General features: G+C 58.4%; 13 protein-coding genes and 1 riboswitch. Of the genes, 7 read left to right on the plus strand and 6 right to left on the minus strand.

Annotation, left to right across the window (positions count from 1 at the left end; all coding sequences use genetic code 11):
• Nucleotides 1-13 precede the first annotated feature (13 nt).
• Nucleotides 14-601: a LysE family translocator gene (locus C1Y41_RS17490; RefSeq protein WP_104085992.1), complete on the plus strand. Its 588-nt coding sequence runs from the start codon at nt 14-16 to the stop codon at nt 599-601.
• Between the two features lie 35 nt (nt 602-636).
• Here C1Y41_RS17490 and mqo read toward each other — a convergent pair whose 3' ends face one another.
• Nucleotides 637-2,247 carry a malate dehydrogenase (quinone) gene (mqo, locus tag C1Y41_RS17495; RefSeq protein WP_104085993.1) on the minus strand — a complete coding sequence of 537 codons (1,611 nt, stop codon included), beginning with the start codon at nt 2,245-2,247 and terminating at the stop codon, nt 637-639.
• Between the two features lie 498 nt (nt 2,248-2,745).
• The gene (locus C1Y41_RS17500; protein WP_104085994.1) at nt 2,746-2,991 is read right to left on the minus strand and encodes a DUF1158 domain-containing protein; all 246 of its coding nucleotides are present in this window, start codon (nt 2,989-2,991) and stop codon (nt 2,746-2,748) included.
• Nucleotides 2,992-3,275: 284 nt separating this feature from the next.
• On the opposite strand from C1Y41_RS17500, the gene mntP reads away from it, so the two are divergent.
• From mntP to C1Y41_RS17520, 4 genes are all read left to right on the plus strand, one after another.
• Nucleotides 3,276-3,848, plus strand: a complete 573-nt coding sequence (gene mntP, locus C1Y41_RS17505; RefSeq protein WP_039381085.1) for a manganese efflux pump MntP — start codon at nt 3,276-3,278, stop codon at nt 3,846-3,848.
• Nucleotides 3,849-4,207: 359 nt separating this feature from the next.
• Entirely contained in the window at nt 4,208-5,044 is an 837-nt protein-coding gene (locus C1Y41_RS17510; RefSeq protein WP_104086029.1) for a fumarylacetoacetate hydrolase family protein, read from the plus strand.
• 56 nt (nt 5,045-5,100) lie between these two features.
• Nucleotides 5,101-5,174: riboswitch (Fluoride riboswitch) on the plus strand.
• A gap of 86 nt (nt 5,175-5,260) precedes the next feature.
• The gene (gene crcB / locus C1Y41_RS17515) at nt 5,261-5,638 is read left to right on the plus strand and encodes a fluoride efflux transporter CrcB (RefSeq protein ID WP_039381082.1); all 378 of its coding nucleotides are present in this window, start codon (nt 5,261-5,263) and stop codon (nt 5,636-5,638) included.
• Between the two features lie 56 nt (nt 5,639-5,694).
• Nucleotides 5,695-6,492: a sugar phosphate isomerase/epimerase gene (locus tag C1Y41_RS17520; protein WP_071669260.1), complete on the plus strand. Its 798-nt coding sequence runs from the start codon at nt 5,695-5,697 to the stop codon at nt 6,490-6,492.
• Here the strand turns inward: C1Y41_RS17520 and C1Y41_RS17525 are convergent.
• The 3 genes from C1Y41_RS17525 to C1Y41_RS17535 form a co-directional block, all read right to left on the minus strand.
• Entirely contained in the window at nt 6,489-7,094 is a 606-nt protein-coding gene (locus C1Y41_RS17525) for an alpha/beta hydrolase (protein WP_094112041.1), read from the minus strand. The two genes, C1Y41_RS17520 and C1Y41_RS17525, sit on opposite strands and share 4 nt — an antisense overlap.
• A 9-nt stretch (nt 7,095-7,103) precedes the next feature.
• A complete protein-coding gene (locus tag C1Y41_RS17530; protein ID WP_039381074.1) occupies nt 7,104-8,045 on the minus strand; it encodes a glutathione S-transferase family protein in 942 nt (313 codons plus the stop codon).
• Nucleotides 8,046-8,144: 99 nt separating this feature from the next.
• Nucleotides 8,145-9,044 carry a LysR family transcriptional regulator gene (locus tag C1Y41_RS17535; protein WP_104085995.1) on the minus strand — a complete coding sequence of 300 codons (900 nt, stop codon included), beginning with the start codon at nt 9,042-9,044 and terminating at the stop codon, nt 8,145-8,147.
• 523 nt (nt 9,045-9,567) lie between these two features.
• Between C1Y41_RS17535 and C1Y41_RS17540 the strand changes: the two genes are divergently transcribed.
• The gene (locus C1Y41_RS17540) at nt 9,568-10,692 is read left to right on the plus strand and encodes a GNAT family N-acetyltransferase (RefSeq protein WP_039381070.1); all 1,125 of its coding nucleotides are present in this window, start codon (nt 9,568-9,570) and stop codon (nt 10,690-10,692) included.
• Here the strand turns inward: C1Y41_RS17540 and C1Y41_RS17545 are convergent.
• Complete coding sequence (locus C1Y41_RS17545) at nt 10,689-12,521, minus strand: ABC transporter ATP-binding protein (RefSeq protein ID WP_039381067.1); 1,833 nt, start codon at nt 12,519-12,521, stop codon at nt 10,689-10,691. The two genes, C1Y41_RS17540 and C1Y41_RS17545, sit on opposite strands and share 4 nt — an antisense overlap.
• A 63-nt stretch (nt 12,522-12,584) precedes the next feature.
• Here C1Y41_RS17545 and C1Y41_RS17550 point away from each other — a divergent pair, with 63 nt between their 5' ends.
• Entirely contained in the window at nt 12,585-13,085 is a 501-nt protein-coding gene (locus C1Y41_RS17550) for a GNAT family N-acetyltransferase (protein WP_071669262.1), read from the plus strand.
• Nucleotides 13,086-13,107 lie beyond the last annotated feature (22 nt).

A 13,107-nucleotide genomic window follows, 5' to 3' on the forward strand; every position in this document is an offset into this window, starting at 1 on the left:
CCGGAGAACGTCTATGCTCGATCCCGCCTTTTTCAGTTATGTCACCATCATGTCTATTACGCCCGGCCCGAACAATCTGCTGCTGGCCACATCAGGGGTCAATTTCGGCTTTCGTCGCACGCTGCCAGTGCTGGGCGGTATACTGCTCGGCTGCGTGCTGCAGATGCTGCTGGCAAGCGTGGCGCTGGAGCTGCTGCTGACGTGGATGGCAGCCGTACGCCTGCCGCTGACGCTGGCGGGCTGCGGCTATCTGCTGTGGCTGTCATGGAAAATTTTTCGCGCCGGTGCGCCGCAGGCCAGCGCCCGTCCGCGTCCGATGACGCTGCTGGGCGGCGTGGCTTTTCAGGCGGTTAATCCCAAGGCCTGGCTGATGGTCACAAACGTTGCGCTGCTTTACGCCAGCAGTAGCAACGTCTGGCTGGTGCTGACCGGTTTTGCCGCGCTCAATCTGCCCTGCATTCTGCTCTGGGCAGCGCTGGGCGATCGGCTGCGGACGTACCTGCAGACGCACTGGAAGCGGCGCCTGTTTAACACGCTGATGGCGCTATCGCTGGTGGCAACGACCGGCTGGATGGGGTATGACGCGCTGAGCGCAATATAGAGCAGGTGCGCCGGGCGGCGCACCTGAGCAGTCAGCTATTTGCCGACCACGTGAGCGGTGATTCGCGCTTCGTCGTTTGCCGCGTGCGAGGTGATCACCGGCTCATATTCCAGCTGCAGTATGCGACTGGTATCGGCCAGTACTTTCTCGGTCAGCGCCACGTCACCATTGAGCTTGCGGCCCCATGATGGAATAACGGCCCGGATTTTAGTCTGCCACTCCGGTGAGCGCATCTGCTCAGGGAAAGCTTTAGCCATCAGCTCCAGCATAATCGGTGGCGCGGTCGATGCGCCTGGTGAGGCGCCCAGCAGCGCAGAAATAGAGCCATCAGCAGACGTCACCACTTCAGTGCCGAGGCGCAGCACGCCGCCTTCCAGCTCATCATTTTTGATGATCTGCACGCGCTGGCCCGCCGTGACCAGGCGCCAGTCTTCCTGTTTCGCCTGCGGCACATAGGCGCGCAGCGCCTCCATGCGATCGGCATCGCTCTGCAGCACCTGATCAACCAGATATTTCACCAGGTCAAAACTCTTCAGGCCGACCTGCATCATCGGCAGCAGGTTGCTGGTGTTCATCGCGCCAAACATATCCAGCAGCGAACCCTGTTTCAGGAACTTAGTGGAGAAGGTGGCGAACGGGCCAAACAGCAGCACCTGTTTGCCATCCAGCACGCGCGTATCAACGTGCGGCACTGACATAGGCGGTGCGCCGACGCTGGCTTTGCCGTAGACCTTGGCCATATGCTGCGCGACCACATCCGGATTTTCAGTGACAAGGAAAGAGCCGCCTACCGGGAAGCCGGCGTAACCTTTGACCTCAGGAATGCCTGACTTCTGCAGCAGCGGCAGCGCCGCACCGCCGGCACCGATAAACAGCTGGCGGGTAATCAGGGTGCGCTGTTCACTGGTATCCAGGTTCATCAGCGTAACCTGCCAGCGGCCATCGTTCAGGCGCACCAGGTCACGCACTTCCTGCCGCATACGCAGGCGGAAATGCGTTTTTTTCTCCAGGGCGGCGATCAGCTGACGCGTCACTTCACCAAAGTTGACGTCTGTACCCATATCGGTCCAGGTGGCGGCTACCTTCTGCTGCGGATCGCGTCCTTTCATCACCAGCGGGATCCACTGCGCAATCTGATCGCGATCTTCGGAATAGTGCATACCGCGGAACAGCGTGCTCTTCTGCAGCGCCTGGAAACGCTTGCGCAGGAAGTCGACGTTAGCGTCACCCCAGACAAAACTCATGTGTGGCGTGGTATGGATAAAGCTTTTGGGATCCTGCAGGTTGCCTTTCTGCACGTGATGCGCCCAGAACTGACGCGACATCTGGAAAGATTCGTTGATGGCTACTGCTTTAGCGATATCGATCGAACCATCCGCCTTTTGCGGCGTGTAGTTAAGCTCCGCCAGCGCGGCGTGACCGGTACCGGCATTATTCCAGCCGTTAGAGGATTCCACTGCGACGTCATTCAGACGCTCAACCATTTCAATGGACCAGTCTGGCTCCAGCTCCTGCAGCCAGGTGCCGAGCGTAGCGCTCATCACGCCTGCGCCAATCAGCAGGACATCAACTTCTTTCCGTTCCTGACGTTTTGCACCATCCATTGCAGCGCTGCTCAGCGCCAGGTTTACCGCAGTGTTGCTCATGAGGCGACATCTCCTCTTCTGTTGACCTGAAGCTCAACAGGTTGGCAGGCAAAATAGCCGCGCGGCTTACGCGCGCTGCGCTATCTCAAAGGGTTAAGACTCAGGTTAAGCCAATGGGGCGATAACGGTTAACTACACGTTATGCATATGCTTCTGAATATAACATTCTCGTATTGGAATTAAACGTTTGTTTATTTTTTAAATGCCGAAATGATTCAGCATAAGAATTAATCAGCCTGAGCGGCAGCTTATAAGATATTTTTATCCGCTAATCAGCAGGTTATGCAGATATCAATGTTATGTAATTGTGACGAGGTCGCAGAGGTTGAAAGTTGAACAGTGACAGGTATCACAAAATAACATTCTGAATAATAAGAAATATTTATGGTGAGCTGGAAACGGGGATTTTTTGTTGCGTGATATGTCGCCCGTTTGTGTAAAAATAGTGTTACATTTCTGTGATTCTGATTTTAACGGGCGAAGCGTTTGAGAGAAGGGTCAGCGCATCTGAAACCAGCGACGCCAGATAAAACGGATAACAAAAAACTCCAGCGTGCCAAGCAGCAAAAACCACAGGCAAAATACCAGCGTATAGAGCTGGTTGAGATCCTGGAGGTGTAAGCTCTGCTGCAGTCGCTGCGCCCATATCAGACCAAAAGAGGGGGCGGGCAGCAGAAGCGCCGAAAGAAAGCCCAGCAGCAGGATCCCGCCTGGAATAATCATTGTTTCGAAAGGGTTTTTCATCGCTCTTTTCCTGTCAATATTGCGCGTGCATTAGCGCATAAAAGGGGCGGGCAGTGCAATCTGTGAATCAGATGACGCCAGGAAATTTCTGCGATTCCATCAACTTAGCGTTAAAAATAGCGGCAGTTAAGAGTTATAGCCTTTGCTATACTTAAACCCATGATTTTGTTGTCTTTTTTTTGGGGTGTTTGCATGCTAGACTGCGCGCACTTTTTTATGACTGACTTATTAATACGAACAAAGCAGAGGATTTACGCATTTGTTCGCTAACTGGCTAAAAACCCATGACATTCATCGCAACCCTGATCCTGGCTTTTGGCATGTCAATGGACGCCTTTGCCGCTGCACTGGGTAAAGGTGCGTCGTTGCACCGTCCGGGAATAAAAGAAGCCTTACGCACTGGCCTGATTTTTGGTGCCATCGAAATGCTGACGCCGCTGATCGGCTGGGCAATCGGCCTGGCGGCCAGTCACTACATCATGGCGTGGGATCACTGGGTGGCCTTTGGTCTGCTTAGCGTACTGGGCGGCCGTATGATTATGGAAGGTTTCCGCCAGACAGCAGATGAGCCCTGCGAAGCGCCGCAGCAGCACGGCTTTATGGTGCTGGCGCTGACGGCGGTTGCCACCAGCCTTGATGCGCTGGCCGTCGGCGTCGGTCTCGCTTTCCTGCAGGTTAATATTCTGTTCACCGCGCTGACCATTGGTGCTGCAACCACGCTGATGGCGACAACCGGTGTGCTGGTGGGACGCTTTATCGGCCCGGTGCTGGGCAAGTGGGCAGAAGTGCTGGGGGGTGTGGTCCTGATCTGTATCGGCAGCACGATTCTGATCGAGCATCTGGGATTGATGAGCTGAACGTTAATTTTGTGATCTGGCTCAAATAAAATTGCATGAAAAACGCGCTGCCGCTATAATTTGCGCGTAATTTTTCAACAATATTTGAGTCAGGTGTTTCATGAAAGCTTTTTTCCGTTATGTGTTTCGCGCCTATGTCGCAACCTTTAAACACGTACCGCCGGGCGCGCTTTCTTAAGCGTCCAGAGTTACCCTCGATAATCGCCTTCAGGGATCGAAGGATGATTATCACCTCTCATCTTTGTCCTTTCCCGCACGCAGACTGACACAAACCTTCACCACTTTCTTTGCAGGTCATACCGCATTTCTGGCTGGCTTTTGATACGCTGCGCGCCATTTCTTATTATAACGAGGCGGTTATGCAGCTTTGCAGTTTTTATCTGATTGATTGTGCACGCAAAAGCTATGGCATCGTGCAGAAAGAGGGTGTGGTCGATCTGGGGCTGCGCTTCGGTGACGTCTGTCCCGACCTGAAAACCCTGCTGGCGCGCGGCGGTATCAGCGATCTGGCCGCATTTGAGCATCTGCCAGCGGATCATGCGTTTAGTGCCATTCGTTTTCTGCCGGTCATTGAGCAGCCGGGAAAAGTTTTCTGCGTCGGTATGAACTATGCCGATAAACGTAAAGAGTTTGCGGAAACGCTGGAAGCGCCCACGCTGTTTGTCCGTTTCGCTGACTCACTGGCGGCGCATGAACAGCCGCTGCTGAAGCCTGCGACCACCGAAGAGTTTGATTATGAGGGCGAGCTGGCCGTGATTATCGGCAAAGCCGCCTCGCAGGTGTCGGCAAGCGACGCGCTGGCGTATGTGGCGGGCTATAGCTGCTTTATGGATGCCACTGTCCGCGATATGCAGTTTACCTGGTTTACCGCCGGAAAAAACTGGCAGCAGACCGGCGGCTTTGGCCCGTGGATGACCACGGCTGATGAGATCCCCGATCCGCAGCAGCTGGCGATCAAAACCTGGCTTAACCAGCGCGAAGTGCAGAACGACACCACGGCCAGTATGGTGCATCCGGTGGCGAAAATTATTGAGTATATCTCTGCGTTTAGCCCGCTCTCGCCGGGAGACGTTATTATTACCGGATCGCCCGGCGGCGTCGGCAAAAAGCGTACGCCACCGCTGTTTATGTTCCCGGGTGATGAGATTGAAGTGGAGATTGAAAAAATCGGTCGTCTGCGTCACCGGGTGGTCTGACCGTAACCCGGCGCTGCTGCCGGCAGGGTGATCGTTTACCGGCGATAGCGTATTATCTCAGCACGGGTGATGGCGTACCACCCGATCCAACCGCCGCTGTTTTCAGACGGCTGATGACGCCTGACTATACGCTTATCCCTGCGCGGAGAGGGCGGCGGGTCAGGCGTTTTTCGTTTCCTGCTGCCGTTACGCGCGCTTCATTCCGGAGATCAAATTATGCTGAAGTCGCTGTGTGCCGTAATCGTCGGCGGAGCTGCTGGCTGCACCCTGCGCTGGCTTATCTCGCTACGTTTTAACGCGCTGTTTCCTGATTTGCCGCCAGGCACGCTGATCGTCAACCTGGTGGGCGGTTTCATTATTGGCGCCGCTCTGGCGTGGTTTATGCGTTACCCACAGCTCGATCCGGCATGGAAACTGCTGATCGTTACCGGTCTGTGCGGCGGCCTGACCACGTTTTCTACCTTCTCAGCAGAAATTGTCAGCCTGCTACAATCAGGTAAATACCTGTGGGCAATGTCGAGCGTGCTGGTGCATGTCGTGGGTTCGCTGCTGATGACCTTTGCGGGCTTTGCAGTGGTTAACCTGCTCGGCTGAGCGCCCGCCAGCGGCCCGTCAGGGAGGATTCTGTTCAGACGCAAAGGAGCGTAACCATGCCGGGCAATCCACTTTTTCTTAATCTGGTCCTGCTGCAGGGCGAGCCTGCAGCAAAGCTGCGCGCGGCGCAGGATGCAGGGTTTGATCAGGCTGAAATCTGGCGCGAGGATGTAGAAAAGATGGAGACGGCGCACTTAGCGCACTCCGCGATCCGTTTCACTAATCTGCAGGTGCTGCGCGATTTTACCGGCGCGCCGGACAGCGAGCGCCAGCAAAAGCGTGAGGAGCTGCAGCAGTTTATCCGGCTGGCGCGTGCGATTGGCTGCGACACCATCCAGGCGCCTGCCACCACGCGACAGGATTGCATCCCGGAACGCATTGATGACGATCTGCGCTGGCTGGCGGCGGAAGCGGCGCGCCATGAGATGCGCATCATGTATGAGCCTATGGCGTGGAGTAGCGTGGACAATACGCTGCCGCTTGCCTGGCAGCGCCTGCAGCGTCTTGATCTGCCTAATGTTGGCCTGGTGGTGGATCTGTTTCATATCTGCGCGCTGGGTGGTGACGCGTCGCACCTTGAGGGCATCCCGGCCAGCCGTATCTATGAAGTCCAGCTGTGCGATATGGCTGAACAGCCGCCGCAGAATAATCAGGCGCTGAGCGACTATGCGCGTCACCAGCGGCTGCTGCCGGGCGACGGCATTATTGATGTGGCCAGCTTTGTCAGTCGCCTGCAGCGAGCCGGTTATGCTGGTCCGGTTGGCATTGAAGTATTCAATGACCAGCTGAAAGCGCAGCCGGCGGCAGAGAGCGCACGGCGCGCCTGGCAGGCGCTGAATCGCTGCTGGCGCTAATCCTGCAGGCACTGCGCAATATAGGTTACCGCCTCTCTTGCGCCCTGCGGCGAGATGGTGTGGCCGGTGGTGGCTTCGAAAGCGGCCGTTACGTTAACGCCTGCCGCCTGTAACCGGCTGACGGCGGACGCTGTTTCGCTGAAGGGGATCACCTCATCCGCTTTGCCGTGGATCAGCAGCGCGGAAGCGCAGGGCTGCGGGGTTAGCGGTTCGTCGAATGCCAGCCGGCCGGAAAATGCCACCACGCCGGCCAGCGGGTAGCGTCCTGAAGCCAGTGCATCCAGCGCCATGATCGATCCCTGCGAGAAGCCGACCAGAATAACGTTTTCCCAGGCATCCGGCATGCCGTGCTGCGCCATCAGGCGCTGCAGCGTATCATCAAATGCATCGCGCGCCGCACGCACGCGCGCCGGACGATTCTCCGGCGTAACGCCGGTCAGGCTGAACCACTGATAGCCCATCGCATGCTCAAATGGCCAGGGCGCGTCGGGGGAAGCAAACGCCACGTCGGGCAGCAGCCCGCTCCAGTGCTCCCCGAGCACCGCCAGATCGTCACCGCTGCTGCCAACGCCATGCAGAAAAATAACCAGTGCTTTTGCCATGCCTGCTCCTTAAAAACCGTACGCTGCCATATCCGGCCCGGCGGGCACGATGCCGTTGGGGTTCAGAGCGTTAATCGAATAGTAGCCCTGTTTGATATGGTCCATGTTCACCGTCTGTCGTATGCCCGAGACCGCCAGAACGCTTTTCAGATAGCGATCCAGCAGCGGATAGTCGCACAGACGACGCAGGTTGCATTTGAACAGGCCATAGTAGGCGGCGTCAAAACGAATCAGCGTGACAAACAGCCGGATGTCGGTTTCAGTCAGGCGTTCGCCCAGCACAAAGGTACGGCCATCTTTCAGCAGCGCTTCCAGCTCGTCCAGCTGCGCAAAAACGTCGCTGAAAGCCTGCTGATAACTTACCTGGGTAGTGGCAAAGCCGGTACGATAAACGCCATTATTTAACCGGGTGTAGATCGTTTCATTCAGCGCATCGATCTCCGTGCGCAGATCGGCGGGATAGAGATCCAGGCGATCGTCAGCCAGATCGCCAAAGCCGCTGTTCAGCATGCGCAGAATATCGGCCGACTCGTTATTGACGATAGTCTGCGTCTTTTTATCCCACAGCACCGGGACGGTGGCGCGTCCGGTAAAAGCGGCATCGGCGCGGGTATAGAGTTCATGCAGATACTCAGCCTGGTTCAGCGTGTCGCGCTGCGCCCCCGGATAATCGCCAAAGCGCCAGCCGGCGCTGCCCAGCTGCGGTTCAACCACGGAAACAGTAATCACCTGTTCCAGACCTTTCAGGCTGCGCGCAATCAGCGTACGCGATGCCCACGGGCAGATCAGCGCCACGTAGAGATGGTAGCGATCCGGCTCTGCGGCAAATTCGGTTGTGCCATCAGCACTGATCCAGTGACGAAACTGCGAGGTCTGTCGTACAAATCCACCCTGCCGATCGGTGGCCTGTACCGGATGCCAGGCTTCACTCCATTTGCCATTCACTAACATAACGCTGCTCCTGTGTAATCAGGGCGCAGAGAGTAGCGCGCCGCGGGCCTGGTGATAATCCAGGCAAAACGGCTTTCATTCTTTCCGAAATGGAAGTAATCAGGCGGGCGGCTGATGGAGGAAGTGGCTGGCCAGAAAGTCGATCAGCAGCCGGGTTTTCTGCGCCAGAAAACGGGCAGAGGGGTAAAGTGCAAACAGCCCCATGGGCGGCGGCGCAAACTCCGCCAGCAGCGTAACAATCTCCTGACGCTGCAGAGCGGGCGTGGCGATAAAGCCGGGCAGGCGGGCGATACCGAGCCCGGCGACGGCAGCGTGCAGGCACGCTTCGGTGTTGGAAAAACAGAGGCGGCCGCGGATCGGTACTGTGGCGCTGTCGCCTGCAGCCGTGACAAAAGGCCAGTTCCACGGATCGCGAAAGTTGGTGTCGCTGATGCACTGGTGTCGGGCGAGATCGCGCCAGTGCTGTGGCGTGCCATGCCGGAGCAGGTAGGCCGGCGATGCGGCAATATGTACCGGCACGTCACCCAGTCGCCGGGCGATCAGGCTGCTGTCATCGAGGCGGCCGATGCGCACCGCCAGATCGAACCCTTCATCCACGATATTGACAGCGCGATCGGAAAAGCTGACGTCCAGCTCGATTAACGGATAGTGACGGGCAAACGCGACCAGCACCGGTGCCAGTACCGCCGTTCCAAAGGTGCCAGGCGCGCTGATACGCAGCCGGCCAGAGGGCAGGCTGGCATTTTCGCGCATAGCGTCATCCAGCGCATCAAACGCATCCAGCAGCGTTTTAATGCGTTCATAGTAAGCGCGGCCCGCATCGGTCGGAGAGAGCGCCCGCGTGGTACGTTTGAGCAGCTGAACGCCCAGCAGCTGCTCAAGCCGCGACACCAGCTTTGACGCCTGCCCGCTGCTGGCGCCAAGGCGCATTGCCGCAGCGGCAAAGCTGCCCGTCTCCAGTACAGCGACAAACATCCGGTCACAATCAAGTCGATCCATCTTCTCTCCAGGCAGGCCAAAGCCAGAGTATACGCATCAACCGGCGCTCCCGGGCAGGAATTCCGTCGCAGGGGGTGCATTAATGCGCCCCTGGCCGCAACGCGCACCGCGCCGTACCGGCGTCATCGCGTTTCGCACGCGGATTAACCCGGGCGCCATAAATGGCGTCATCACGTTCCGCCCGCGCATTAACCCAAGGCGCCATTAATGGCGCCCCTGCGGGGGCATCGCAGGGGGTGCATTAATGCGCCCCTGGCCGCAGCTCGCACTGCGCCGGCGTCATCGCGTTCCGCCCGCGCATTAACCCAGGGCGCCATTAATGGCGTCATCACGTTCCGCCCGCGCATTAACCCGGGCGCCATTAATGGCGCCCCTACGGGGCATCGCAGGGGGTGCATTAATGCGCCCCTGGCCGCAGCTCGCACCGCCCCTGCATTGCATCATGGCGGGAAAGGGCGCCGTGACGTATCGTATACGCATTCATCCGGGCGTCATAAAGGGCGCCCCTGGCCGGGAGAGCTGCATGTCACTGCATTTTCTATCATCACTGACGGAGATCGCGGCTGCTGAATGGGACGCGCTGCTGCCTGACGATCAGCCCTTTTTACGCCACGCCTTTCTGACCACCCTTGAGGAGAGCGGCAGCGTGCGCGCTGAAACGGGCTGGCAGCCGGCACACCTGCTCTGGCGGGAGCAGGGCAAAACCGTCGCTGCGCTACCGGGCTATGTTAAATCCCACTCGCGCGGAGAATATGTCTTCGATCAGGCCTGGGCCGAGGCGTGCCAGCGCGCGGGGATCCGCTACTACCCCAAATGGCTCGGTGCCGTTCCGTTCAGTCCGGTAACGGGGCAGCGTCTGCTGGGCGAAGCGTCCGCCATCACTCAGCTGCTGACCGCGCTGCCGGACGCGCTGCTGGCGCGACAGATAAGCGGGGCGCATATCAACTTCACCACGCCGCCCGCCAATGCCCTGATCGCAGAGCAGTCCGACTGGCTGATGCGCCTCGGCCTGCAGTATCACTGGCACAACCGTCACTACCGCGACTTTGCCGACTTCCTTGATACGCTGATGTCGCGTAAACGCAAGCAGCTGCGCAAAGAGCGGGAGCTGGTGCAGCAGAGCGGCTTTGTCTTTAGCTGGTATCGCGGTGATGAACTGCGGGAGGATCAGTGGGATTTTGTCTACACCTGCTACGTCAGCACCTATGCGGTACGCGGCCAGCGTCCTTACCTGACGCGTGCATTTTTCAGTCTGCTGGCAGAGCGTATGCCGCAGGCGATTCGCGTGGTTATCGCCACGCTGGATGAGCGGCCTGCCGCGATGGCCTTTTACCTGTGCGACAGCACCACGCTTTATGGCCGCTACTGGGGCTGTCTGGCAGAGTTTGACCGCCTGCATTTTGAAACCTGTTTCTATCAGGGCATGGAGTTTGCTATCGCAGAAGGGCTGCAGCGCTTTGATGCGGGAGCGCAGGGTGAGCACAAACTGGTGCGCGGTTTTGAGCCGGTGATAACGCACTCGTGGCACTATCTGGCGCATCCGGGACTGCGCGCGGCGGTGGAGGATTTTCTGCAGCAGGAACGGGCAGGGGTGCACGACTGGGCCGATGAGGCGCGTGCAGCCCTGCCGTTCCGGCGTGGCGATTAATCGGTGCCGACAAAACCGCCGGTCTGATGCTGCCACAGGCGGGCATAGAGACCGTTCTGCGCCAGCAGCTCGTGATGATTGCCCATCTCCACGATCTCCCCCTGCTCCAGCACCACCAGCCGGTCCATCTTCGCAATGGTCGACAGACGATGGGCGATAGCGATCACCGTTTTGCCCTGCATCAGGCTCTCCAGGCTCTCCTGAATGGCCGCTTCCACTTCAGAGTCCAGCGCCGAGGTGGCTTCATCCATAATCAGAATCGGCGCATCTTTGAGCAGCACGCGGGCGATAGCGATACGCTGTCGCTGACCGCCGGAGAGCTTGACGCCGCGCTCACCGACGTGCGCCTCCAGCCCGGTGCGCCCCTGAGAATCAGAGAGCAGCGGAATAAACTCATCGGCACGCGCCTGCGTGATGGCCGCCTGCAGCTCCGCTTCCGTGGCGTCGGGACGACCATAGAGCAGATTGTCGCGGATGGAACGGTGCAGCAGTGAGGTATCCTGCGTGATCATACCAATCTGCCCGCGCAGGCTCGCCTGAGTCACATCCGCAATGTTTTGATCGTCAATCGCAATGCGGCCGCCGTTGAGGTCATACAGGCGCAGCAGCAGATTCACCAGCGTGGATTTACCGGCACCGGAAGGGCCAATCAGGCCGATTTTTTCACCCGGTTTAATCGTCAGATTCAGCCGGTTAATCACCTGACGGTTAGTGCCATAATCAAAGCGCACATCTTCAAAGCGGATCTGACCGCGCGTCACCCGCAGCGGTGGCGCCGCCGGCGCATCCTGGACGCTGAGCGGCTGCGCAATAGTACCCAGCCCATCCTGCACCATGCCGATATTTTCAAAAATACCGTTCACCACCCACATGATCCAGCCTGACATATTCACCAGCCGGATCACCAGCCCGGTCGCCAGTGCAATGGCGCCGACGCTGATCAGCGACTGGCTCCAGAGCCACAGCGCCAGCCCGGAGGTGCTGACAATCAGCAGGCCATTGAGCGCAGAGAGCGTGATGTCCATGCTGGTCACCATGCGGCTGGCGTGGCGGGTTTTGTCGGTCTGGTCCTGAATCGCCTCGCGTGCGTAGCGCTTCTCCAGATCGGTATGCGCAAACAGCTTGATGGTGGCAATGTTGGTGTAACCATCCACAATGGTGCCCATCAGGCGCGATCGCGCCTCTGAAGAGACCACCGACCGCTGCTTCACGCGCGGGACAAAAAAGCGCAGTGACAGGCTGTAAGCGATCAGCCAGATTACCAGCGGGATCATCAGCCGCCAGTCCGCTTCTGCAAACAGCACCAGCGAGGTACCGGCGTAAATCACCACATGCCAGATGGCGTCCACCAGCTGTACCGCTGAATCGCGCAGCGCGTTGCCGGTCTGCATGATGCGCTGGGCGATGCGGCCGGCAAAATCGTTCTGAAAGAAGTTCAGGCTCTGGCGCAGTACATAGTTATGATGCTGCCAGCGGATCATGCTGGTCATGCCGGGGTTGATGCTCTGGTGAACCAGCAGGTCGTGCAGGGCGATCACCACCGGCCGCAGGATCAGCGCCACCGCCGCCATCCAGAGCAGCGTCGGCCAGTGTTCACTGAAGAGCGTCGCCGGCGTGGCATGGCTGACGAGGTCGATAATGCGGCTGAGATAGCTGAACAGCGCCACTTCAATCAGCGCCTGCGCCAGGCCCACTACCAGCAGCGCGGCGAAACCTGGCCATACCTGACGCAGATAGTAGCGGTAGAACGCGCCGAGGGTGGCAGGGGGAGAATCCGTTGGTGCATCCTGAAAAATATTGATAAAACGTTCAAAACGGCGAAACAACATAGGGTCACTCTTTCCGGAAGGTCAGAGTTAACAGCTTAGTGCAATCAGACGGAGATCACGGATATGGAGATAAAGATTCGCGGCCGCGAACCGCGCGACGCCGCGGCTTACCAGCGTCTCTACAGTCAGCCAGAGGTATATCGCTGGACCACGCAGCTGCCCTTTCCCAGCGTGGCCACGTGGGAGAAAAAATTTGAGCGCATGGACGCTGAAGGCTATATCGCGTTTGTCGCTGAGCTGGAGGGGCAGCTGGTGGGCGAACTGACGCTGTTTACCGAACAGCGGCTGCGCACCCGCCACAGCCTGAGCTTTGGCATCAGCGTTGATCCGGCGTTTGCCGGACGCGGCATCGGTGAGCAGCTAATCCGCACCGGGCTCGACTACGCCTTTAACTGGATGGGGATTATCCGCGTGGAGCTGGAAGCGTTTCATGACAACGCGCGCGCGCTGCGCCTCTATACGCGTCTGGGCTTTGAGCATGAGGGCGTAAAGCGCAAAGCGTGCCTGCGCGATGGCGACTATCACGATATTGTGGTGATGGCGAAACTGCGCGACCCGCAGTGACGCTGCGCGCGCCTTCTGAAGC

This window comes from Pantoea sp. ICBG 1758 (assembly GCF_002928325.1).
Classification (GTDB): domain Bacteria; phylum Pseudomonadota; class Gammaproteobacteria; order Enterobacterales; family Enterobacteriaceae; genus Pantoea; species Pantoea eucrina.

Excerpts from the sequence above, each read along its gene's own strand:
- C1Y41_RS17490 (WP_104085992.1), top strand. The coding sequence starts at position 14 with ATGCTCGATCCCGCCTTTTTCAGTTATGTCACCATCATGTCTATTACG.
- mqo (WP_104085993.1), bottom strand. The coding sequence starts at position 2,247 with ATGAGCAACACTGCGGTAAACCTGGCGCTGAGCAGCGCTGCAATGGAT.
- C1Y41_RS17500 (WP_104085994.1), bottom strand. The coding sequence starts at position 2,991 with ATGAAAAACCCTTTCGAAACAATGATTATTCCAGGCGGGATCCTGCTG.
- mntP (WP_039381085.1), top strand. The coding sequence starts at position 3,276 with ATGACATTCATCGCAACCCTGATCCTGGCTTTTGGCATGTCAATGGAC.
- C1Y41_RS17510 (WP_104086029.1), top strand. The coding sequence starts at position 4,208 with ATGCAGCTTTGCAGTTTTTATCTGATTGATTGTGCACGCAAAAGCTAT.
- crcB (WP_039381082.1), top strand. The coding sequence starts at position 5,261 with ATGCTGAAGTCGCTGTGTGCCGTAATCGTCGGCGGAGCTGCTGGCTGC.
- C1Y41_RS17520 (WP_071669260.1), top strand. The coding sequence starts at position 5,695 with ATGCCGGGCAATCCACTTTTTCTTAATCTGGTCCTGCTGCAGGGCGAG.
- C1Y41_RS17525 (WP_094112041.1), bottom strand. The coding sequence starts at position 7,094 with ATGGCAAAAGCACTGGTTATTTTTCTGCATGGCGTTGGCAGCAGCGGT.
- C1Y41_RS17530 (WP_039381074.1), bottom strand. The coding sequence starts at position 8,045 with ATGTTAGTGAATGGCAAATGGAGTGAAGCCTGGCATCCGGTACAGGCC.
- C1Y41_RS17535 (WP_104085995.1), bottom strand. The coding sequence starts at position 9,044 with ATGGATCGACTTGATTGTGACCGGATGTTTGTCGCTGTACTGGAGACG.
- C1Y41_RS17540 (WP_039381070.1), top strand. The coding sequence starts at position 9,568 with ATGTCACTGCATTTTCTATCATCACTGACGGAGATCGCGGCTGCTGAA.
- C1Y41_RS17545 (WP_039381067.1), bottom strand. The coding sequence starts at position 12,521 with ATGTTGTTTCGCCGTTTTGAACGTTTTATCAATATTTTTCAGGATGCA.
- C1Y41_RS17550 (WP_071669262.1), top strand. The coding sequence starts at position 12,585 with ATGGAGATAAAGATTCGCGGCCGCGAACCGCGCGACGCCGCGGCTTAC.